Below are 21,863 nucleotides of genomic sequence, written 5' to 3' on the forward strand. Positions count from 1 at the left end.
GCAAACAATGCGTCGTTTGATCTTTGTTATCAGTTTTATATTCAGCAGCCAGCTAATGGCTGAAGAAGTCACTATCACTCTGGATCGCAGTTGGGGTTTATTGATTGGTGACGAGGTTGTTGCCAGTGTGAATTTACCCGTCAATACCAGTGAGATTGATCAGGATAGTTTGCCGCAACTCGGAAAGCGTCATGGGCCATGGTTATATCTGCAAGAAGTCGTTGCTGATGGTGAGCAGCTGCAATTGTATTATCAGCTCGTCAATGTGCCAGCTGAAACACGCCAACTTGCCACACCAACCTATACCCTAAGAACAATGGCAGGGGAGCTAATAACCATTCCATCGACCAGTTTTTCTGCAGGTTCTTTTTTGAATACAACAGATGATGCAACTACAGTGACGTTGCGTGGTGATCATCAGCTATTAGCAGCTGATTTCACACCGTTACAAAAACAACTGTTTTATGCCACGTTAGTTGCACTGTTAACAGCATTGATCTGGTTTATCTGGCATATCGGTTTGCGTCCCGGCAAACGTTTACCGTTTGCTAAAGCCGTGTTTTCGATGAATAAACTACGCTGGTTCGGTCATAAAGATGTCGATTCGGCTACCCGAGTAATGCATCACGCCTTCAATGAAAGTGCCGGTACGGTAGTGATTTATAGTCAGATACAACAGTTGTGGGATAGCTGTCCATGGTTAGTGGATTTGCAGCCGGAAATTACGCGCTTTTATCAGCAATCGGCATCACACTATTTCGCCCGAAATTCGCAGCAATCTGCAGATTTTGACAGTTTGATCAAACTGGCTCGTGCCTGCCGGGCGAGGGAGAAAATGGCATGATGCTGTTTGGCCTCGAATGGGCTTATCCTTTGATGATTTTGCTGCTGCCGTTGGCGTTATTGCCATGGTTCAACAACAATCTCGATAAAACGGTGGCATGGACGGCGTTAGTACCTCACGATCCGCTATCTCGAACCATTAGCTTAAGTCTGAAAGTACTGTCTTCCGTGGTGATTGCATCGCTATTACTCGCGGTTGCCAGTCCAGCTATACCGGAACGTACTGTGCAACGCTTTGGCGAAGGTGCAGAGATTGTTCTATTGCTGGATCGCAGTCGCAGTATGGATGATGCATTTGCTGTCACCACACAGGCGGCGAATTACTCGGTTGCCGGTGATAACTCCAAGCGTCGGGTTGCCAGAACCTATCTAACGGAATTTGTCAAAAAGCGCCCGGATGATCGATTTGGTTTTGTGTTTTTCAGTACCAACTCCATCAATCTGCTGCCGTTGACCTACAGCAAGGAAGCGATTCTCAACACCATTGAAGCTAATTCTTTGGGTAAGGGCTTATCGGATACTAACTTGGCCGATGCGTTGATGAACTCAGCCATTATGTTTGAAGATCAGCCTTATCGTGGTGCTCGTATTGTTTTATTGGTATCTGATGGTGGTCAGTTGATGACCGATGAGGCGATGGAATTGATTACCCAGCGCTATAAAGAGATGAATCTCAGTATTTACTGGATATATCTCAAGTCCAGACAGGAAATGACGCTGGAACCTTCAGATAATGACAATATTTTGTATACCGATATACCTGAACGTAAAGTTCACGAGTTTTTTAAAACTATCGGCGTTCCCTATCGGGCATTTGAAGCAGGTTCACTGGAAGACTTTGCGAAAGCATGGATGAAATTGATGAACAGCAATATCAAACGCTGATTGTCGAAGAGCTGGTACCTCACGAACCTAAAGCCGATTGGTTTTTATGGTTAGCCTTGCTCGCTATGCTGCCATTGGCAAGCTCACATTTATACAGTTACTGGGGAGTTCGAAAAGCACATGAGTAATACATTGAAATTATTGCGAGTGGGTTTGCTCGCAACACTCATAATCAGCTTGCTGATAATGGCTTTTACCGCTTGGCAATTGTGGCGTCAGTCCGAGATCGAAGCGTTTGTGGCTGCCCCTCAGGAGTTTGAATCCATACCCGATCACCCACGAGCTCATTTTGCTCAAGGTGCTTATCTGGTAAGTCAGGAAGAAACCGATGCGGCTTTGGAACAATTCACCTTGGTGTTGGCAAGTCAGCAAGGGCAATGGTTGCCGGCAGCCTATTTCAACCGAGGCAATATCAATCTACGTGAAGCCATGACCATGCAAGGCAATGATCCTCGAATGATTCCTTTAGTTGAGTTGGCTAAACAGGATTATCGCAGTGCCTTGTTACAGCAACCCACTTTCTGGGATGCACGCTTTAACCTCGAAGTAGCTTTACGTTTGGTGCCGGAAGATCCTGATATGGATGGCAATTTCGACAAACAGGAAATCTACAGCGAACGTAGTATTGAAACCAAGGCATTTAAGGTTGATCTGCCATGAGTTTGAGTTATCCCAAACGCATATTTTTAACAGCACTGGTAATGTTGATTGGGCTGTTGATGATAATTGCAGCGCTTTGGTTGCCACCGATTGATCGTGAAATCGAGGTAATGGATAGCCTATTTGTCATTGATATTACCGACAGCATGAATGTTGAAGATGTCAGGTTTGGCAATGAACATATTAATCGACTGGACTGGGCCAAAGAATATACCCGTCAGGCTATCCTCAGTATGCCGTGTGGCTCACATGCAGGGTTGGCGGTATTTAGTGAAGCACGCAGTTTGATTCTGATGACGCCGGTCGAGGTGTGTGCCAATTATCATGATCTGATGCAGATGCTGTCGCAGTTTCATCCGACTATGGCTTGGGCACGCTCCAGTGAAATGTCTAAAGCGCTTTACACGGCTATCCGTCAAGCTAAGGAAATCACGCCGCAACCCACAGTGGTGTTTTTAACCGACGGTCATGAAGCACCTCCCGTGCATGAAACACTGTTTCCGAAATTCACCGATACTCCAGGCGAAGTTCCAGGAATTATTGTGGGCATTGGTGGTAGTGACTTATTGCCGATTCCTAAAACCAATGAGTTTGGCGAAATTGAAGGCTATTGGGGAATCAACGAAGTTATGCATCGCGACGTATATGCCTCAAGCCGGGGTGATGCAGCCGAGTTAAATGAAAACCGCCCACGTACCGAACATATGTCCTCGCAAAAGAAATCGCATATGGAAACAGTGTCGAAACGGGTCGGTTTTGAATTTATTTCATCACCAACATCTGCACAAAACCTGATTAAAGAAATGCAGAAGATTTCAGTTACCCGTCAGCAGCCGGTGAAATACGATCTATTTGTCTGGCTGGCATCAGTTGCATTGATTTTGTTGATTTTGGTGTTTTTACCATACAGTTTGTTTATTAAGCAGCATGACTAATATGCTTCTTAAAATGTCATGATGAAATGGATTTTATCTACATGACTTCTCGCTGATTTTAATGGCTAAAGGTAAAGCATGAGTTGGTCTAACCCATATCTGCTTTATCTGCTGCCACTGGCAGTATTGCCATGGCTGAGTCGCAATAACGAAAAGCAAATCGTCTGGCAGGCATTGTTACCCAAGGATAGTGCTTCTGTTGTAATTGGTTTTACCCTGTATTTGTTAGCATCTGTAACATTAGCATCACTCATTATGGCTCTGGCCGGGCCACATATTCCTGAACATACAGTGCAGCGCAGCGGGCAGGGAGCCGAGGTCATTATATTGCTGGATCGTAGTCGTAGCATGGATCAACCTTTTGCCCGACGGCACCGTTTTCGACTTTCTACTGAAATGAATTTTAAAGAGAGTAAACGCAGTGTTGCCCGTTATTATTTAACCGAATTTGTGAACAGTCGGCCCGATGATCGATTTGCTTATCTACTTTTCAGTGAGCAGGCCACGACTATTTTGCCGTTGACCTATAGTAAAGAAACTACACTGGCGACAATTGAAGCTGGTGGCCTGGGACGCGGCCTGACCAAGACAGATATCGCAGTGGCTTTGAAACAAGCCGGAAAAATGTTTGATGGCGAAACCTATCGTGGTGCGCGAATTGTGCTGCTTATTTCTGATGGCGGACAAATTTTATCCACGGAACAAGAGCAACAGATCAGCCAATTGTTACGCGAAAATCAACTGACCTTGTATTGGATTTATATGCGTTCAGTCACCGGAATGACCCTAGACGAAAAGCCGGGCGAAAGTATCTTATGGCAAGGTGCGCCGGAACGGCAGTTGCACAATTTTTTTAAAACTTTGGATGTTCCGTATCGAGCTTTTGAGGCAGGATCATTGGAAGAGTTTTCCGAAGCAATGGCAACGATAGATCAACAGCATTATCAGACCTTAATGCTGGAACAACGCATGCCTCGACAATCACTAGCCGATTATTTCCTGTGGGTGGCGCTACTGAGTTTGTTGCCGCTCACCGTATCACAGTTATACACTTGGTCGGGTGTATCACGAGCTTATCATCCAAAAAAGCACTGACTATTTTCTCCAACAGCGGGTTGAATGTTAATTGAATACTATGCCAATTCACTATCTGGATATTTCACTCGATAAACAACTTTGTGAGCTTTGGTTGCATGATGAGGTGGTGTTTTCCGCAGCCGTTTCAACCGCATTCAATGGTGCTGGCGAACAAGAAAATTCGGGTTGCACGCCAAGGGGATGGCACACGATTCGAGCCTGTATCGGCGAAGGCCAGCCAGTGAATACCGTCTTTCGTGGCAGAAGACCCACCGGTGAAATCTATAGTCCCGAATTGATCGAACAGTTCCCCGATAAAGACTGGATTTTAACGCGGATTCTCTGGTTAAGCGGATTAGAGCCTGGCAAGAATCGACTGGGAAATGTTGATACAATGCGTCGCTATATTTATATACATGGCACACCGGATAGCGAGCCCATGGGCATCGCCAAATCTCACGGTTGTATCCGCATGCATAATCAGGATTTGCTGGCATTGTTTGATCTGGTCAAACCGGGCCTGAAAGTCTTTATTCACGAATAAGGTATTAACATGACACTAGGCCCATTAATGGTCGATCTGGTTGGCTTTACAGTCAGCGAGAAAGAAAGAGAAATTCTCCAACATCCATTAGTGGGCGGCGTCATCCTGTTCAGTCGTAACTATGAATCTCCCGAGCAAATTGCTGCACTGACAACAGAAATTCACGCGCTGAGACAACCACATCTGATTATTGCTGTCGATCACGAAGGTGGTCGGGTTCAGCGTTTCCGTGAAGGTTTTAGCAGACTGCCACCTGTTGGAACGCTGGGACAGCATTACATGCAACATCCGCAGCAAACGCTTAAGCAGGCAGAAGTGACGGGTTGGTTAATGGCAGCCGAGTTACGCGCTGTCGGCGTGGATTTCAGTTTTGCACCAGTACTGGATCTGAATTACGGCATTAGTGAAGTGATTGGTGATCGTGCGTTTCATCGTGATCCGCAAGCGGTCACCAAACTGGCTGCCGCCTATATCAGCGGAATGAAGCAGGCTTCAATGGCGGCGGTCGGCAAACATTTTCCCGGTCATGGGGCCGTGGAAGTCGATTCCCATTTGGGATTGCCCGTTGATAAACGCCATTTAGAAGATATGTGGCAGGCCGATATGTTGCCGTTTCGACAACTGTGCTCACATACCCTGGCTGGCATCATGCCGGCACATATTGTTTATGAAAAATGCGACAGTCTTCCAGCTGGTTTTTCGCCATACTGGATTCAGGAAATTCTGCGTAAACGTATGGGCTTTCAAGGCGCAGTCATCAGTGATGATTTGAGCATGGCCGGTGCTGCAATAATGGGTGACAGTACGGCCCGCGCTGAAGCAGCTTTGGCTGCAGGCTGTGATTTATTGTTGTTGTGCAATAATCCGGCTGAAGTCGAAAGTGTGCTGGATAATCTGAAATGTGAAGCCGATCCGCTAAGACATATGCGTCTGGTGCGACTGCATGGCCGACATCCGATTGATCGCGACACACTGATGGCCAGCGAGCAATGGAAACAGGCGGTTTATACCGTTGCCAACTATGCGCCTGATACCGATCGGCAACTGGATCTTGCCTGATCATTTATCGATAGATCAGTCTGATACTGTCAGCTGGCAGTGTTATCATTTTGCTTTGAATTAAATAACTGTCTAATGACCTCGCAATTCGTACACCTTCATTTACACACTGATTATTCTCTGGTTGACGGCCTGGTTCGTATCAAACCGCTGGTCAAGGCTGCTGCTGCGTCTGGCATGCCGGCGATTGCCATTACTGATCAACATAACCTGTTTGCCGCCGTCAAACTTTACAGCGCGGCAATGCAGGCTGGGGTCAAACCGATTCTGGGTGCCGATATCCGGTTGCGTGATAGTAGTGACAGTAAAAAAAGCCTGCGTATGGTGTTGCTGTGCAGCACGATGGAGGGCTATCACAACCTGTCGCGATTAATTTCCCGAGCCTATACCGAAGGACAGCATCTGGGTGTGCCGATGCTGGAACCCGAATGGCTTGATGGACAAACAGATGGCTTGATTTGTTTAAGTGGCGGGCGTGAAGGGGTGTTAGGTCGTGATCTGCTTGGCGGTCGCCAAGCAGAAGCTGAACAACTTGCCAGACATTGGATGAAGTTGTTTCCCAATCGTTTTTATCTGGAACTGATCCGTACTGGCCGCGAAGATGAAGAACGTTATATTCAACAAGCATTACAACTGGCCAGTGAACTCGATCTGCCAGTGGTTGCCACCAATGATGTGCGGTTTTTAACCCCAGATCAGTTTGAAGCCCATGAAGCCAAGGTCTGCATTAACGAAGGCCGATTACTGGACGATCCACGTCGTCCGCGGATGTATTCGGAACAGCAATATCTGCGTAGCCCGGAAGAAATGGTGCGATTGTTTGCAGATATTCCCGAAGCCATCAGCAACACCGTTGAAATCGCTAAGCGTTGCAATGTTCCATTAACGCTGGGCGAACATTACCTGCCGGATTTCCCGGTGCCGGATGGCATGACGCTGGCACAATTTTTCTCCAAAGAATCCTTTGAAGGACTGGCCGAAAGATTGCCGGTGTTGTTTCCAGATGAAACCATCCGTGAACAAAAACGTGCCGAATATGAATCACGGTTGCAGATTGAGCTCGACGTTATTAATGAAATGGGCTTTCCCGGTTACTTTTTAATTGTTGCCGACTTTATCCGCTGGGCTAAAAACAATGGCGTTCCGGTCGGGCCGGGACGGGGTTCCGGTGCTGGTTCTCTGGTGGCCTATGCACTAAAAATCACTGATATTGATCCGTTGCAGTACGACTTGCTGTTTGAACGATTCCTGAATCCGGAACGGGTATCGTTACCTGACTTTGACGTCGACTTTTGTATGGATGGTCGGGATCGGGTTATCGATTATGTGTCTCGTCATTACGGCCGGGATCATGTCTCGCAGATCATTACCTTCGGTACCATGGCCGCCAAAGCGGTATTGCGCGATGTAGGTCGTGTGTTAGGTCATCCTTATGGCATGGTTGATCAGCTGGCCAAGCTGGTGCCGTTTGAACTGAAAATGACACTGAGTAAGGCGCTGGAACAAGAGCCACAGCTCAAAGAGCGTTATGACAAGGAAGAAGATGTTCGCGGCTTGATTGATTTGGCGCTGCAGCTGGAAGGTCTGACCCGAAATGTCGGTAAACATGCCGGTGGTGTGGTCATCGCACCAAAAAAACTGACCGATTACACACCATTATATTGCGAACAAAACGGCGCTGGCCTGGTATCGCAATACGATAAAGATGACGTAGAAAGTGTGGGTCTGGTCAAATTCGATTTTTTAGGCCTGAAAACCCTGACGGTTATCGATTGGGCGGTTAAAAATGTTAAGGCGATGTTGCCGGCTGACGAAGCTGACAAGATTGATATCACCTTGCTGCCGCTAGATGACAAGCCCAGTTACGATTTGTTGAAACGGTGTGAAACCACGGCGGTATTCCAGTTGGAATCGCGTGGTATGAAAGAGCTTATCAAACGACTGCAACCGGATAATTTCGAAGACATTATCGCTTTGGTAGCCCTGTTCCGACCCGGCCCGTTGCAATCGGGCATGGTTGACGACTTTGTTAATCGTAAGCATGGTCGTGCCAAAGTCGACTACCCACATCCAGATCTGGAACCTGTGCTGAAACCTACCTATGGGGTTATCGTTTATCAGGAGCAGGTTATGCAGATCGCGCAGATCCTGGCCGGATACAGTCTGGGCGGCGCCGATATGTTGCGTCGGGCGATGGGTAAGAAAAAGCCTGAGGAAATGGCCAAGCAGCGGCAAATCTTCCTCGAAGGCGCGAAAAATCGCGGCATCGAAGAAAATACCGCCGGACCGATTTTCGACTTGATGGAAAAATTTGCTGAGTACGGTTTTAACAAATCGCATTCAGCTGCTTATGCATTAGTTGCCTATCAAACGGCCTGGCTGAAAGCCCATTATCCGGCAGCGTTTATGGCGGCAGTATTGTCAGCGGATATGGACAATACTGATAAAGTCGTCGGCTTGATTGATGAATGTCGGGATATGAATCTCACCGTGCTGCCACCGGATGTGAATTTCAGCAAAATCCAGTTTACCGTAGAAAATGAAACCACCATCCGTTATGGCATGGGTGCTATTAAAGGCGTCGGTGAATCCGCCTTGGCCGGTATAGTTTCAGAACGTGAACAGGGAGAAGCATTTACCTCTTTATTTGATTTCTGTCGTCGGGTCGAGCTGAAAAAAATCAATCGCCGAGTGATGGAGTCATTAGTCAAAGCCGGTGCATTTGATTCTTTGGGCGGACATCGTGCCAGTCTGGAAGCAAGCCTGAGTAGGGCGATGCAAATTGCAGAACAGCATCGTCGCGATACCGATAGTGGTCAGAATGATTTATTTGGTCTGGCCGAGCCATCACATGCCGATCAACCGCAAACCGATTTACTAGAAGATGTTCCCGAATGGCAGGAAGAGCAGTTACTGCGAGCTGAGAAAGAGACACTAGGTTTATATTTAAGCGGACATCCGATTGATCGTTATGCTGATGAACTGGCCCAATTTATTCCCAAAAAAATCAGTGAACTGGATGCACCGGAATCCAAAGGTTACCAGCGAAATGAGATCCCATTACTGACTGCCGGTTTGATAGTAGCGATTCGCACGATGAAATCCAAAAACGGCAGTCGCATGGCATTTATTACCTTAGATGATCAGACTGCGCGGCTGGAAGTACGTGTATTTGGCGATATCTATGAACAATATCAGAGCGTGATACAGCCCGATAAGCTGGTGGTTATTCAAGGTAAGATTGGTCAAGACAACTTCAGTGGTGGTCTTGCCGGAACTGCCGAGTCGGTTTATGACTTGCAGAAAGCTCGCGAATTATTTGGTAAAGCCGTTCAACTTACAGTGAAACAACATGGCGAAGATTCACAATGGATTGCACAAATGCAAGCTGTTATGTCACCGTTTTGTGGTGGTGTGATTCCGGTAGAGCTTAAATATCTCAACCAGGATGCCGAAGTATTGATTCGCCTGGGCCATGACTGGCAAATTACGCCATCGGATACCCTGCTCAAAGAGCTGGCGGATCTGCCCGGAAGTGAAACTGTGACTGTGCGCTATTAAGTAATGAAATCGGCTTTGTCGTCTGAAATCTATCGTGTACGATTACTGCAACTTAAACGCTTATTCTTCAAAGGATTGCTAACGTGGAAATGATGCCTTATTTCAAACTGATGGCTGATAAAAATGCCTCAGATTTGTTTTTTTGTACGGCGACTGAACCGCAAGTCAAAATTCAAGGGGTGATTCGACCCGTTGGCAGCAAAAAAATGCTGACCGGAGAAGTGAAAGCGTTAGCCTATTCGCTAATGGATGAGCAACAGATCGCCGAGTTTGAAAAAACATTGGAAATGAACTTTGCGGTGCCAGTGCATGGTGTAGGTCGATTCCGGGTCAATATCTTCCGGCAGCGCGGTGAAGTATCGATGGTGATTCGCTACATCCGCATCCATATCCCCAATTTTGAAGAAATGAGTTTGCCGCCGGTGCTAGGCAGTGTAGTGATGGAAAAACGGGGTCTGATTCTGGTCGTTGGTGCCACCGGCAGTGGTAAGTCGACGACATTAGCCGCAATGATCGGTCACCGTAATCGTAATTCCGGTTCGCATATCCTGACCATTGAGGATCCGTTGGAATTTGTGCATTCACATCAACGTTCAATCGTGCAGCAACGCGAAGTGGGTATTGATACTCTGTCATATGAAAATGCCTTGAAAAATGCATTACGTGAAGCGCCGGATGTGATCCTGATTGGTGAGATCCGTGATATGGATACCATGAAGCACGCCATCAATTACTCTGAAACTGGTCATCTTTGTTTGGCCACTTTGCACGCCAATAATGCGAATCAGGCATTGGATCGCATCATTAACTTTTTCCCGGAAATGATGCATCGGCAGATCCTGATGGATTTATCGCTGAATCTGCGAGCAATTATTTCGCAACGTTTATTACCGTCGGTTGAAGATGGAAAATTGGTACCCGCAGTAGAAGTGATGCTCAGTTCACCGTATATCGCTGAATTGATTAATAAAGGTCAGATCAGCGCGATTAAAGATGCCATGAAAGAAAGCAGTGAACCCGGCACTATTACCTTTGATCAGGCTCTGCTGGCTTTGTATCGGGAAGGCAAAATTTCTCAAGAAGATGCACTGCGTAATGCCGATTCACGTAATGACTTGAGTCTGGAAATCCGCATGGGGGCATCCCACGATGATAATGATTCGGATGATGAATTAATCCTCAGCTGAGCGTAACCATAGGGCTTGCTGATCTTTCATAGTCGTCAGCAGTGGAAGATATGAAAGATCAGCAAGCCCTAGTGCGTGTATAATCGACCTATTTTGATTCGAAGGTAATTTTGTAATGCAGTTGAATTTCCTTGACTACGAGCAGCCTATTGCCGAGCTGGAAGCTAAAATCGACGAACTTCGCTACATGAGCAATGACAGCGATCTGAATATCACTGAAGAGATTCAGAAGCTGAAGGAAAAAAGTGAATCGCTGACGCGCTCCATTTTTTCCGGATTAACGCCATGGCAAGTTACTCAAATGGCGCGCCATCCACAGCGCCCTTACACATTTGATTACATCAAACATCTGATTACCGACTTTGAAGAACTGCATGGCGATCGTGCCTACGCAGATGATCAAGCATTAATTACCGGAATGGGCCGTTTTAATGGTCAACCAGTCATTGTGATTGGTCATCAGAAAGGCCGTGATACCAAAGAAAAAGTGGCGCGTAATTTTGGTATGCCACGTCCAGAAGGTTATCGAAAAGCATTACGAGTAATGAAACTGGCCGAACGTTTCGGCATGCCGGTATTAACCTTTATTGATACGCCAGGCGCCTATCCTGGTATCGGTGCAGAAGAGCGTGGCCAAAGTGAAGCCATCGCCCGAAACCTATTTGAAATGGCTAAATTAAAAACGCCAATCATCAGCACCGTTATCGGTGAAGGTGGTTCTGGCGGTGCTTTGGCTATCGGTGTTGCTGACCATCTGATGATGCTGCAATACAGTATTTATTCAGTTATTTCACCTGAAGGTTGTGCATCAATCCTGTGGAAGAGTGCTGAAAAAGCTTCAGATGCGGCTGCAACGCTTGGTGTGACGTCAGACCGATTGAAATCTCTGGGACTGATTGATGAGATTGTCAAAGAGCCATTAGGCGGGGCGCATCGTGATCCAGAAGCATTGATGGCCAATATCAAGACGGCAATCGATAGCCAACTGAAACAATTAAAAGCGATGCCGGTAGATGAACTGGTTAAACGCCGCCAACAACGTTTGCTTGCTTATGGTGCTTTTGAAGGTTAGAGCCTGTTGAACGTGAATCTCCTTAGATTTTCCAAGTGTCTTTTGACACAAAATTAGTGATTAAAACGATCCGCAAACTCTGCGGATCGTCTACTTTATGGGTAGCCTATAGCGGCGGAATGGATTCCCATGTGTTGCTGCATCTATTGGCACAACATCGTAGTCAATTTCCTCACACTATCCAGGTGGTACATGTCGACCATCAATTGCAATCCCAATCAGCCGATTGGGCAGAGCATTGCCAAAAGATTGCTGAATCCTTACAACTGCCATTTCATTCTCTGAAAGTTAACGTGACTGATATTAGACAGTCGGGACTTGAATCGGCCGCCCGCAGTGCTCGCTATGACGCAATCGCTAAACTGATCAACGACGATGGCATTTTGCTGACTGGCCAGCATTTACAAGATCAGGCTGAAACCTTGATGCTGCAATTACTACGCGGTGCCGGAAATCGCGGCTTAGGTGCGATGAAAGCTATGTCGGTGTGGCAAACCATGAGAATTGTCAGACCCTTGTTAGCTATCTCTCGTGAAGATCTATTGGAATACGCCAACGCCCATCAGTTGCAGTGGATTGAAGATCCCAGTAATCAAAATACCGAGATAAATCGTAATTATTTACGGCATCAAGTTTGGCCGTTGCTACAAAACCGTTGGCCTGCCATCAATCAAAATCTGGCACGTTCCGCGCAAAACCTGCAGGAAAGCCAAACTCTGCTAGATGAGTTGGCGCAGGAAGATTTGCTTAAGCTCGAAGCGGATCTGCAAGACGGCAGTTTAAGCATAGATAAATTGCTGATGTTAAGCGAACCGCGACAGCGTAATGTGCTGCGATTTTTTATGGCCAAGTTGAATATGGCACTGCCATCGCGGATAAATTTACAACGCATTTTGGATGAAGTTTGCTTGGCTGCTATCGATGCTCAACCGCAGGTTATTTGGCATGAATATGTTGCTAGACGCTATCAAAACAGGTTATACCTGAACAGCTCGTTATTACTCTCTCCAATATGTTCATCAGAGCAGATCAACAATCAATTACCAAGATTGTTGGATGGACAGCATCGACTAGTCTGGAAGACAGAACAGGGCAAGGGAATTCGTGCAGAATTATTTAGCGCCGGTCTGACATTAAAAAATCGTCAAGGTGGTGAAAAAATCCAGCTGGCAGGGAAGGCACATCATCAAACTTTGAAAAAATTATTTCAGCATTGGCAAATCCCGACTTGGCAACGCGACAGCATCCCTTTGTTATTTGCAGATCAGCAGTTAGTCGCAATTGTCGGTTATGGGTGTGCTGAAATAGCTAAGCCACAATCTGACCAAACGGGCTGGGTACCGATGATAGAGCGTATTTGTCAGGGAGATTTTGATTGAGCGAATCGGGCAATTCTGATACTTTATGACGATATTTTTGAGTGTGGCTATTCTGGCTGCACCGCTATTGCAAAAACTCTCCATAATATGACTAAATTTATATTTGTCACTGGTGGTGTTGTGTCGTCTCTCGGTAAGGGAATCGCGGCGGCTTCACTGGCAGCGATTCTCGAAGCCCGTGGCCTTAAAGTCACCATGGTTAAACTTGATCCCTACATTAACGTCGATCCCGGCACAATGAGCCCACTGCAACATGGTGAGGTTTTTGTAACTGATGATGGTGCTGAAACTGATTTGGATCTAGGTCATTACGAGCGGTTCATTGATGCCAATATGACCAGCCGTAATAACCATACTACCGGACAGATTTACGAAAATGTTATCCGTAAAGAACGTCGCGGTGAGTATCTGGGCAATACAGTACAGGTTATTCCGCACATCACTGATGAAATCAAACGCTGTATTTATGAAGGTGCGGGCGATGCCGATGTGGCATTGATTGAAATCGGCGGTACCGTCGGTGATATCGAGTCATTACCTTTTCTTGAAACCATCCGTCAGATGGCGACTGAACTAGGCCGCGATCGGGCCTTGTTTATTCACTTGACCTTGGTGCCGTATATCGCTTCTGCCGGTGAAATCAAAACCAAACCAACGCAGCATTCGGTGAAAGAATTACGCACTATCGGTATTCAACCGGATGTATTGCTTTGCCGTATGGATCGACCGTTACCAGAATCCGAACGACGTAAAATTTCATTGTTTACCAACGTCCCGGAAAAGTCAGTTATCACCTGTATCGATGTCGACAGTATTTACAAAATCCCAATGGAATTACACAAACAAGGTCTTGACGACATTGTGGTGAAACAACTGGGTCTGGATGCTAAACCAGCTGATTTGAGTCAATGGCAACAGGTTTATGAAAATCTGTCGAATCCGCAGGGCGAAGTGAATATTGCCATGGTTGGCAAATATATGGAGCTGACCGAAGCCTATAAATCACTGTCAGAATCACTGGTGCATGCTGGTATTCATACGCGTACCAAAGTTAATGTGCATTATGTCGATTCCGAAATGATCGAAAAAACCGGCACTGACAGCATTGCTAATATGGATGCCATTCTGGTACCCGGCGGCTTTGGCAAGCGTGGAGTTGAAGGCATGATCTCCACAGCGCAATACGCCCGTGAAAATAACATTCCTTATCTGGGTATTTGTCTGGGTATGCAGGTTGCGGTGATCGAATATGCTCGTCACAAAGCCGTCCTGACTAATGCGTTCAGTACCGAGTTTGATGCCAACACGCCACATCCGGTCATTGGTTTAATTACCGAATGGCAAAAGGAAGATGGCAGCGTCGAGCAGCGTGACCACGATTCTGATTTGGGTGGCACGATGCGTTTGGGTGGCTATCCATGCGTACTCAAACCGGGCTCCCTGGCACAGCAAATATATGGTGCTGATGAAATCGTTGAACGTCATCGTCATCGTTATGAATTTAATAACAATTACAAACAACAATTAGAAGATGCTGGCTTGCTGTTTTCTGGTATGTCCAAAGATAATTCTTTGGCGGAAATGATTGAAATCCCTGGTCACCCCTGGTTTGTTGCTTGTCAGTTTCATCCGGAATTTACCTCGACCCCAAGACATGGTCATCGTCTGTTCGAGGGTTTCATCAATGCCGCACTGACAAATCATAAAAAACGAGGACAGCAGTAATGCAATTATGTGGTCATGAAGTGGGTGGCAAACAGCCGTTATTTTTGATTGCCGGAACCTGTGTCATTGAGAGTGAACAGATGACGATGGATGTCGCGGGTCAGTTAAAAGAAATGACCGATAAACTCGGTATCCCGTTTATTTATAAATCTTCATTTGATAAAGCCAATCGCACTTCAACTTCAACCTATCGCGGACCGGGACTTGAAGCCGGTATGGCGATTCTGGAAAAGGTCAAAAAAGAATTTGGTCTGCCGATTCTGACCGATGTACATGAAGATACGCCATTGGCTGAAGTTGCCAGTGTAGTGGACGTATTACAAACCCCAGCATTCTTGTGCCGTCAGACAAATTTTATTATTAATGTGGCCAGCCAAGGCTTGCCAGTCAATATTAAAAAAGGCCAGTTTCTAGCTCCGTGGGATATGCAACATGTTGCGGATAAAGCCAAATCAACCGGCAACCAGCAAATCATGTTGTGTGAACGTGGTACTTCATTTGGTTATAACACCTTGATTTCGGATATGCGTGGTTTGCCGACTATGCGTCATATGGGCTGCCCAGTCGTATTTGATGCAACTCATTCGGTACAACAACCTGGCGGTCAAGGTGGTAAAAGTGGCGGCCAAAGACAGTTCGTGCCCGTATTGGCACGATCTGCTGTTGCCGCAGGTATTGCCGGTCTGTTTATGGAAACCCATCCGGACCCGGAAAAAGCATTGAGCGATGGCCCCAATTCCTGGCCGTTAGCTAAAATGCAGGCATTACTCGAGACATTGGTCGCTATCGACAAAACAGTTAAACAACAAGACTTTATCGAAGACGCCTATCTGTAATAGATAATTTAAGATCGGAAAAGGATTCTTATCCGGCTTCTTCGCCTCATTCATCGGAGAAAATTATGAGCAAAATTATTGATATTCGTGGTCGTGAGATTTTGGATTCTCGTGGCAACCCAACAGTTGAAGCAGACGTTATTCTGGAAAGCGGCGCTATGGGTCGGGCAGCAGTACCCTCAGGTGCTTCAACTGGCGCGCGCGAAGCAATCGAATTACGCGATGGCGATAAATCACGCTATTTGGGTAAAGGCGTTACCAAAGCCGTTGAAGCAATCAATAACGAATTACGCTCTGCTGTTATCGGCATGGATTGTTTTGAACAAAACGCTCTGGATGACAAATTAATCGCCTGCGATGGTACTGAGAATAAACAACGCCTTGGTGCAAACGCCATTTTAGCGGTTTCGATGGCAACGGCTGTTGCTGCCGCAGCTGAGAAAGGTGTGTCTCTATTTCGCCACCTTGGTGGTGATAAAGCCGTTACTTTACCGGTGCCGATGATGAATATCATTAACGGTGGTTCGCACGCTGATAACAGTGTGGATTTTCAGGAATTTATGATTGTTCCAGTCGGTGTAAAAAGCTTCAAAGATGCGTTGCGTGCCGGTACCGAAATTTTCCATCATTTAAAAAAGGTGTTATTAGCTCAGGGCTTGAATACTGCTGTTGGTGATGAAGGTGGCTTTGCCCCTGATCTGGCTTCAAATGAAGCTGCGATGGAGCTGATTATGCAAGCCATCAGTAATGCTGGTTATGAACCTGGCCGTGATGTCATGATTGCGCTGGATGTGGCCAGTTCCGAGTTTTATAAAGATGGAATGTATCGGCTGGAATCTGAGAAACGTAGCCTGACAGCTGCAGAATTCACTGATCTTTTAGAAAGCTGGTGCAATAAATATCCAATCATCAGCATTGAAGATGGTATGGATGAAAACGATTGGGATGGCTGGAAATTGTTAACCGATCGTTTGGGTGATCGTATTCAGTTGGTCGGTGATGATTTATTTGTCACCAACAGCGCCATTTTGAAACAAGGTATTGAAGCGAAGGTTGCCAATGCCATTTTGATTAAATTAAATCAAATTGGCACATTGAGTGAAACACTCAATGCGATGAATATGGCGGCTGAGGCGGGCTACAAGTCGATTGCTTCGCATCGCAGTGGTGAAACCGAAGATACTTTTATTGCTGATTTGGCCGTTGCTACCCAATGTGGACAAATCAAGACGGGTTCATTGTCACGTTCGGATCGCGTTGCTAAATACAATCAATTGCTGCGCATCGAAGCCGAATTAGGTGACGCCGCGGTTTATCCTGGTTTGCAGGCATTTCCATCTAGATGATATTCGCTGCATGAAAACAGTACTTATTGTACTGACCTTTATATTTGTGATGCTGCAATATCGTTTGTGGCTCAGCATGATGGCTTGCCGGCTTTATTGCGTTTGCATCACACAGTAGAAAAGCAACGAGTTGATAATTCTAAGTTAGAAGAACGCAATCAGGTGTTAGCTGCTGAGGTTGCTGATTTGAAAAGTGGCCTCGATGCGCTTGAAGAACGTGCTCGTAGTGAACTGGGTATGGTGAAACCCGAAGAAACTTTTTTTCATATCATCGATATACCTGAAAATGAGCAGTAAAGTCTGGGCAATTGTCCCGGCGGCGGGGATCGGCAGCAGGATGCAAGCCGATCGCCCAAAACAATATTTATTGTTGAATAATCGTCCGGTTATTTTTCATACCTTAAGCCGTTTGGTCAGCCATCCGCAAATTGAAGGGGTTGTTATTGCCTTATCAGCAAATGATCCTTATTGGCCTTCTTTGAATTTACCCGCTGATTGGCCGGTTCACACCACGATAGGCGGCGATGAGCGGGCAGATTCAGTCAGCAATGCTTTACGGTTGTTACAGAACCTGACGGATACAAATCCATGGGTGTTAGTACATGACGCAGCGAGACCCTGCATCAGACATAGTGATATTGATGCCATGTTGCAACAACTAGGCAATGATCCTGTCGGTGGAATTTTAGGTGTGCCGTTAACCGAAACCGTTAAGCGGGTTGATGCCAATAATCACATCGAAGCTACAGTTGATCGTAGTGGTCTATGGCGGGCTGCTACGCCGCAGATGTTTCGTTTAATGGCGTTGTCTGAAGCATTAACTCAGGCCAGACAAGCCAATATCAATGTTACTGATGAAGCCAGCGCAATGGAGTTTATGGGTTTGAACCCTAAAATTGTTGCCGGTCATGCTGACAATATCAAAATTACCTTGCCGCAGGATCTGGCATTAGCCGCGTTATTTTTACAGCAACAGGAAAATGGAGAAGCTGCGTGAGAATTGGTCATGGCTATGATGTACATCGGTTTGCTGAAAACTGCGCGTTAATTATAGGCGGGGTGACAATTCCGCATACGCATGGCCTGGAAGCCCACTCTGATGGTGATGTTTTGATTCATGCGATATGTGATGCCTTATTAGGCGCTGCCGGTTGGTGGGATATCGGTCACCATTTTCCGGATACGGATATGGCTTTCGCAGGCATTGATAGTCGGGTGTTATTACGCCGGGTTTATGATGATTTGGCTGCTGCTGGTTGGCAGGTTGGCAATGTCGATACAACGGTAGTCGCTCAGGTTCCAAAATTAGCGCCATTTATCCCACAAATGCGTGAGTTGCTGGCCAGTGATCTGCAGATTGATCCCAGTTCAATTAATATCAAAGCTACTACTACCGAAAAACTCGGATTTGCAGGGCGCAAAGAGGGTATTGCTGCTCATGCTGTTGCGCTTATTAAAAAGGTTGAATCGGTTTGAAACATTTTGATTATTTATCATTGCCGCGCCAATCTGACAGTGCAGCAACTTGCAGTGGTCAATTGCGTGAAAAAGCAGTTTATTTTGAAGTGGAAGAACATCTGCCATTTTCGCCTGAAGGCGAAGGTTCACACGTCTGGTTATACGTGCAGAAAACCGATACCAACACGGATTGGCTGGCGCAGGAAATAGCCCGATTTGCAGGTGTTTCACCCGTTGCGGTTGGCTATGCCGGACTTAAAGATCGCCATGCGGTGACTTCGCAATGGTTCAGTGTCAACTTACAAGGCTTGCCGGAACCAGACTGGCTGGCGTTTGAAAATGAACAAATCAAAATCATTAAAGCTGTACGGCATAGCAAAAAATTAAAACGCGGCGCGCTGGCTGGCAATCGTTTTCGATTGCGTTTAACTAATATCACCGGCGATGCGGCTATCTGGGAAAAGAATCTGCAAACAATTGCCGAGCAGGGTGTACCAAATTATTTTGCTGAACAACGCTTTGGTCATTTTGGCAATAATCTGAAAAAAGCCGATCAATGGTTCACCGAAGGCACCGAACCGAAAAAGCGTAATCAACGCAGTATCATTATTTCCGCTGCGCGTTCATGGTTATTTAATCTGGTAATGGCTGAACGTATTCGTCAAAACAACTGGAACCAAATGCTGGCAGGTGATGTGATGTTACTGGCCGGTACCCGAGCCAGTTATTTTGTCGCAGAAAGCAAAGATGATGTGCTTGAACAGCGGATCAAGGAAATGGATATTCATCCAACCGGTCCTTTATGGGGGAAAGGTGAGGCTATCAGTAAAGGCGATACGCTTGCTCTGGAACAATCGGTTTTGGCTAACTGGCAAGATTGGCAGCAGCAATTGGAAAAGCTGGGCTTAAGTCAGGAACGCCGAGCATTGCGATTATTCCCACAGAATTTTCAATGGCAATTTATCAACGAGAGCAGTTTACTGTTAGAGTTTGAGTTGGGGCCGGGAAGTTATGCCACGGCTGTACTGCGCGAACTCGCTGAAATTCAGGATATGTCGCAAAAAATTTCCACAGCATCTCCGGGTCTGAACGAATAAAAACCAGTTGATCTGAAGGAGGCTGATATGAAGCTGTCTGTAGATAAACTATTTTGGCTGACATTGGTTTTATTGCCATTAACCGCTCATGCAGAACGCTGGCATGCCGTTAGTGATCCCAAACATACCGCAGTACTGGAATTATTTACTTCAGAAGGTTGTGGCAGTTGCCCTCCTGCCGAACGCTGGTTATATCAACAACAGCAAAATAATACTGAGCTTAACTATATTGTTTTAGGTTTTCATATTGATTATCTGAATGATCAAAAAGGCTGGGTCGATGCTTTTGCCAAACCGGCCTTTTCCGAACGGCAGAAGCAATTAGCGTTATTGAATCGCTATCAGACCATTTACACGCCGGAATTTGTGCTCAGTGGCGAATCGTTGCCAAATTGGCGGGAAAATCTGCAGGAGGCTGTCAGTTTTCTTAATGAGTTTGATGCCCAGGCAAAGATTCGTTTATCAGCTTATCGGATTGATGATGCGTTAATGATCGACAGTCGCAGTCAGGTGACTGGAGATGAAAACCGTCAGCACAGCAAGTTGTATATTGCGATCATTGAAGATGATGTGAGCAGTAAAGTGCTTGGTGGCGACAATGCCGGAAAGACTTTCAATCACCAGAATTTGGTGCGTGAATGGTTAGGGCCGTTTGCCCTCGAGACATCCGGTGAAACATTTATCGAACATCAGGTGAAACTTATGCCTGAATGGCAGCAGGACAAATTGAAACTAGTGGCACTTATTCAGAATTTATCCGATGGCTATATTTTACAAGCCGTGGAATTACCCTTAACACAATAGAAGTAAGATGGATTATTTACCTATATTTATTGATTTAAAGAATCGTCATTGTCTGGTTGTAGGTGGTGGCGAAATTGCCGCCCGCAAAGCCGGCTTATTATTAAAAGCTCAGTCAACGGTCACAATTATTGCCCCGGAAATTGCTGAGATGTCGCGTCAGTTATTAGAAGACGCAGACTATCAGGGGAGGGTGCAATGGATTAACGACAAATTTTCACCGAATTACCTTGCTGATCAGACGCTGGTTATTGCAGCTACAGATGATGAAAGCGTGAATCTTGAGGTTTACCATGCTGCCCAGGCCAAAAAGATTCTGGCCAATGTGGCCGATCAACCTGAGATGTGTGACTTTATTCTGCCGTCTGTTCTAGATCGTTCCCCCATCGTTGTCGCTATCTCCAGCGGCGGACAATCACCCATTCTGGCCAGACAGTTACGTGCCCGTCTGGAAACCCTGATACCGCCTGCTTACAGTAAATTAGGTTTACTGGTTGGTGAATATCGTGAACGGGTAAAAGCGAAGTTCGGTCAGTTAAAACAGCGCCGTCGTTTCTGGGAGTCAGTATTACAAGGACCGGTCGCCGATCATGTATTGGCTGGACGTGATGAACTTGCCATTAAAACCCTTGAGACCTTACTTGAAGAGACAGCCGATAATGCGCTGCAACAAGGTGAAGTTTATCTGGTAGGAGCGGGTCCCGGCGATCCTGACTTGTTAACGTTCAAAGCGTTACGTTTAATGCAGCAGGCTGATGTCGTGTTTTACGATCGACTGGTTAGCAAGGAAGTACTGGCGTTAGTACGTAAAGAAGCTGAAATGATTTATGTCGGTAAACAGCGGGCATGGCATAGCAAGCGCCAGGATGAAATTAATCTGTTATTGCTGCAGCATGCCCAGGCAGGTAAACGGGTCTTACGTCTAAAAGGCGGTGATCCGTTTATCTTCGGTCGTGGTGGCGAGGAAATTGCCACACTGGCTGAACAGAAAATTCCTTTTCAGGTGGTGCCCGGTATCACCGCAGCTTCTGGTGTCGCTTGCTACTCCGGAATTCCGTTAACTCACCGCGATTATTCACAAAGTTGTGTGTTTGTAACCGGTCAATTAAAGGAAGGGGAGCTGGATTTGAACTGGCAGGCTTTAGTCCAACCTCGTCAAACGGTGGTGGTTTATATGGGGCTGGCAGGATTGGATATTCTTAGCCAACAGCTGCAAAAACACGGCATGAGAGCGGATATGCCTGCGGCCCTAGTGCAGCAAGGTACCACCGAGAATCAAAAGGTTTGGGTTAGTACCATTGCGGATCTACCCGAGTTGGCAAAAAAACAACAACCTGTCGCACCTACGCTACTAATCATTGGAGAAGTGGTAGAGTTACATAATAAATTGGCCTGGTT

21 protein-coding genes are annotated in these 21,863 nt (G+C 46.3%); all 21 read left to right on the forward strand.

Going from position 1 to position 21,863, the window contains the following annotated elements:
* Positions 1 to 7 precede the first annotated feature (7 nt).
* Positions 8 to 844, forward strand: a complete 837-nt coding sequence (locus A9E74_RS09295; protein WP_069296353.1) for a hypothetical protein — start codon at positions 8 to 10, stop codon at positions 842 to 844.
* Positions 841 to 1,728, forward strand: coding sequence for a vWA domain-containing protein (locus A9E74_RS09300; RefSeq protein WP_342670172.1), 888 nt, complete (start codon positions 841 to 843; stop codon positions 1,726 to 1,728). Before A9E74_RS09295 ends, A9E74_RS09300 begins: the two co-directional genes overlap by 4 nt.
* Positions 1,692 to 1,856: a hypothetical protein gene (locus A9E74_RS15005; RefSeq protein WP_342670173.1), complete on the forward strand. Its 165-nt coding sequence runs from the start codon at positions 1,692 to 1,694 to the stop codon at positions 1,854 to 1,856. The genes A9E74_RS09300 and A9E74_RS15005 overlap by 37 nt, the downstream gene beginning before the upstream one ends.
* Positions 1,849 to 2,388, forward strand: coding sequence for an MxaK protein (locus A9E74_RS09305; protein ID WP_069296354.1), 540 nt, complete (start codon positions 1,849 to 1,851; stop codon positions 2,386 to 2,388). The genes A9E74_RS15005 and A9E74_RS09305 overlap by 8 nt, the downstream gene beginning before the upstream one ends.
* Entirely contained in the window at positions 2,385 to 3,323 is a 939-nt protein-coding gene (locus A9E74_RS09310) for a VWA domain-containing protein (protein WP_069296355.1), read from the forward strand. The genes A9E74_RS09305 and A9E74_RS09310 overlap by 4 nt, the downstream gene beginning before the upstream one ends.
* Positions 3,324 to 3,401: 78 nt before the next feature.
* Complete coding sequence (locus A9E74_RS09315; protein ID WP_069296356.1) at positions 3,402 to 4,418, forward strand: vWA domain-containing protein; 1,017 nt, start codon at positions 3,402 to 3,404, stop codon at positions 4,416 to 4,418.
* 40 nt (positions 4,419 to 4,458) lie between these two features.
* Positions 4,459 to 4,944 carry a L,D-transpeptidase gene (locus A9E74_RS09320; protein WP_084003027.1) on the forward strand — a complete coding sequence of 162 codons (486 nt, stop codon included), beginning with the start codon at positions 4,459 to 4,461 and terminating at the stop codon, positions 4,942 to 4,944.
* 9 nt (positions 4,945 to 4,953) lie between these two features.
* Positions 4,954 to 6,003 carry a beta-N-acetylhexosaminidase gene (gene nagZ / locus A9E74_RS09325; protein WP_069296357.1) on the forward strand — a complete coding sequence of 350 codons (1,050 nt, stop codon included), beginning with the start codon at positions 4,954 to 4,956 and terminating at the stop codon, positions 6,001 to 6,003.
* A gap of 75 nt (positions 6,004 to 6,078) precedes the next feature.
* A complete protein-coding gene (gene dnaE, locus A9E74_RS09330) occupies positions 6,079 to 9,564 on the forward strand; it encodes a DNA polymerase III subunit alpha (protein WP_069296358.1) in 3,486 nt (1,161 codons plus the stop codon).
* Positions 9,565 to 9,647: 83 nt separating this feature from the next.
* Entirely contained in the window at positions 9,648 to 10,751 is a 1,104-nt protein-coding gene (locus A9E74_RS09335) for a PilT/PilU family type 4a pilus ATPase (protein ID WP_069296359.1), read from the forward strand.
* Between the two features lie 115 nt (positions 10,752 to 10,866).
* Positions 10,867 to 11,823 carry an acetyl-CoA carboxylase carboxyltransferase subunit alpha gene (locus tag A9E74_RS09340; RefSeq protein WP_069296360.1) on the forward strand — a complete coding sequence of 319 codons (957 nt, stop codon included), beginning with the start codon at positions 10,867 to 10,869 and terminating at the stop codon, positions 11,821 to 11,823.
* Between the two features lie 35 nt (positions 11,824 to 11,858).
* The gene (tilS, locus tag A9E74_RS09345; protein ID WP_069296361.1) at positions 11,859 to 13,202 is read left to right on the forward strand and encodes a tRNA lysidine(34) synthetase TilS; all 1,344 of its coding nucleotides are present in this window, start codon (positions 11,859 to 11,861) and stop codon (positions 13,200 to 13,202) included.
* Positions 13,203 to 13,289: 87 nt separating this feature from the next.
* Positions 13,290 to 14,927 carry a CTP synthase gene (locus A9E74_RS09350; protein WP_069296362.1) on the forward strand — a complete coding sequence of 546 codons (1,638 nt, stop codon included), beginning with the start codon at positions 13,290 to 13,292 and terminating at the stop codon, positions 14,925 to 14,927.
* Positions 14,927 to 15,763 carry a 3-deoxy-8-phosphooctulonate synthase gene (kdsA, locus tag A9E74_RS09355; RefSeq protein ID WP_069296363.1) on the forward strand — a complete coding sequence of 279 codons (837 nt, stop codon included), beginning with the start codon at positions 14,927 to 14,929 and terminating at the stop codon, positions 15,761 to 15,763. The genes A9E74_RS09350 and kdsA overlap by 1 nt, the downstream gene beginning before the upstream one ends.
* Positions 15,764 to 15,828: 65 nt before the next feature.
* A complete protein-coding gene (gene eno, locus A9E74_RS09360) occupies positions 15,829 to 17,109 on the forward strand; it encodes a phosphopyruvate hydratase (RefSeq protein WP_069296364.1) in 1,281 nt (426 codons plus the stop codon).
* Positions 17,110 to 17,175: 66 nt separating this feature from the next.
* The gene (locus A9E74_RS09365; protein ID WP_245652132.1) at positions 17,176 to 17,406 is read left to right on the forward strand and encodes a septum formation initiator family protein; all 231 of its coding nucleotides are present in this window, start codon (positions 17,176 to 17,178) and stop codon (positions 17,404 to 17,406) included.
* A complete protein-coding gene (ispD, locus tag A9E74_RS09370; protein WP_069296365.1) occupies positions 17,396 to 18,106 on the forward strand; it encodes a 2-C-methyl-D-erythritol 4-phosphate cytidylyltransferase in 711 nt (236 codons plus the stop codon). Before A9E74_RS09365 ends, ispD begins: the two co-directional genes overlap by 11 nt.
* Positions 18,103 to 18,585 (forward strand): 2-C-methyl-D-erythritol 2,4-cyclodiphosphate synthase, encoded by a 483-nt coding sequence (gene ispF / locus A9E74_RS09375; protein WP_069296366.1) that lies wholly within the window; start codon positions 18,103 to 18,105, stop codon positions 18,583 to 18,585. Before ispD ends, ispF begins: the two co-directional genes overlap by 4 nt.
* Positions 18,582 to 19,664 (forward strand): tRNA pseudouridine(13) synthase TruD, encoded by a 1,083-nt coding sequence (gene truD / locus A9E74_RS09380; protein ID WP_069296367.1) that lies wholly within the window; start codon positions 18,582 to 18,584, stop codon positions 19,662 to 19,664. The genes ispF and truD overlap by 4 nt, the downstream gene beginning before the upstream one ends.
* Positions 19,665 to 19,691: 27 nt before the next feature.
* Entirely contained in the window at positions 19,692 to 20,468 is a 777-nt protein-coding gene (locus A9E74_RS09385) for a DUF1223 domain-containing protein (RefSeq protein ID WP_069296368.1), read from the forward strand.
* Positions 20,469 to 20,475: 7 nt separating this feature from the next.
* Positions 20,476 to 21,863 (forward strand): siroheme synthase CysG (gene cysG, locus A9E74_RS09390; RefSeq protein WP_069296369.1); only part of this gene is annotated, 1,388 nt, incomplete at its 3' end.

This window comes from Methylophaga muralis (genome assembly GCF_001720165.1).
GTDB classification, from domain to species: domain Bacteria; phylum Pseudomonadota; class Gammaproteobacteria; order Nitrosococcales; family Methylophagaceae; genus Methylophaga; species Methylophaga muralis.

Excerpts from the sequence above, each read along its gene's own strand:
- A9E74_RS09295 (WP_069296353.1), top strand. The coding sequence starts at position 8 with ATGCGTCGTTTGATCTTTGTTATCAGTTTTATATTCAGCAGCCAGCTA.
- A9E74_RS09300 (WP_342670172.1), top strand. The coding sequence starts at position 841 with ATGATGCTGTTTGGCCTCGAATGGGCTTATCCTTTGATGATTTTGCTG.
- A9E74_RS15005 (WP_342670173.1), top strand. The coding sequence starts at position 1,692 with ATGGATGAAATTGATGAACAGCAATATCAAACGCTGATTGTCGAAGAG.
- A9E74_RS09305 (WP_069296354.1), top strand. The coding sequence starts at position 1,849 with ATGAGTAATACATTGAAATTATTGCGAGTGGGTTTGCTCGCAACACTC.
- A9E74_RS09310 (WP_069296355.1), top strand. The coding sequence starts at position 2,385 with ATGAGTTTGAGTTATCCCAAACGCATATTTTTAACAGCACTGGTAATG.
- A9E74_RS09315 (WP_069296356.1), top strand. The coding sequence starts at position 3,402 with ATGAGTTGGTCTAACCCATATCTGCTTTATCTGCTGCCACTGGCAGTA.
- A9E74_RS09320 (WP_084003027.1), top strand. The coding sequence starts at position 4,459 with ATGCCAATTCACTATCTGGATATTTCACTCGATAAACAACTTTGTGAG.
- nagZ (WP_069296357.1), top strand. The coding sequence starts at position 4,954 with ATGACACTAGGCCCATTAATGGTCGATCTGGTTGGCTTTACAGTCAGC.
- dnaE (WP_069296358.1), top strand. The coding sequence starts at position 6,079 with ATGACCTCGCAATTCGTACACCTTCATTTACACACTGATTATTCTCTG.
- A9E74_RS09340 (WP_069296360.1), top strand. The coding sequence starts at position 10,867 with ATGCAGTTGAATTTCCTTGACTACGAGCAGCCTATTGCCGAGCTGGAA.
- A9E74_RS09350 (WP_069296362.1), top strand. The coding sequence starts at position 13,290 with ATGACTAAATTTATATTTGTCACTGGTGGTGTTGTGTCGTCTCTCGGT.
- kdsA (WP_069296363.1), top strand. The coding sequence starts at position 14,927 with ATGCAATTATGTGGTCATGAAGTGGGTGGCAAACAGCCGTTATTTTTG.
- eno (WP_069296364.1), top strand. The coding sequence starts at position 15,829 with ATGAGCAAAATTATTGATATTCGTGGTCGTGAGATTTTGGATTCTCGT.
- ispD (WP_069296365.1), top strand. The coding sequence starts at position 17,396 with ATGAGCAGTAAAGTCTGGGCAATTGTCCCGGCGGCGGGGATCGGCAGC.
- A9E74_RS09385 (WP_069296368.1), top strand. The coding sequence starts at position 19,692 with ATGAAGCTGTCTGTAGATAAACTATTTTGGCTGACATTGGTTTTATTG.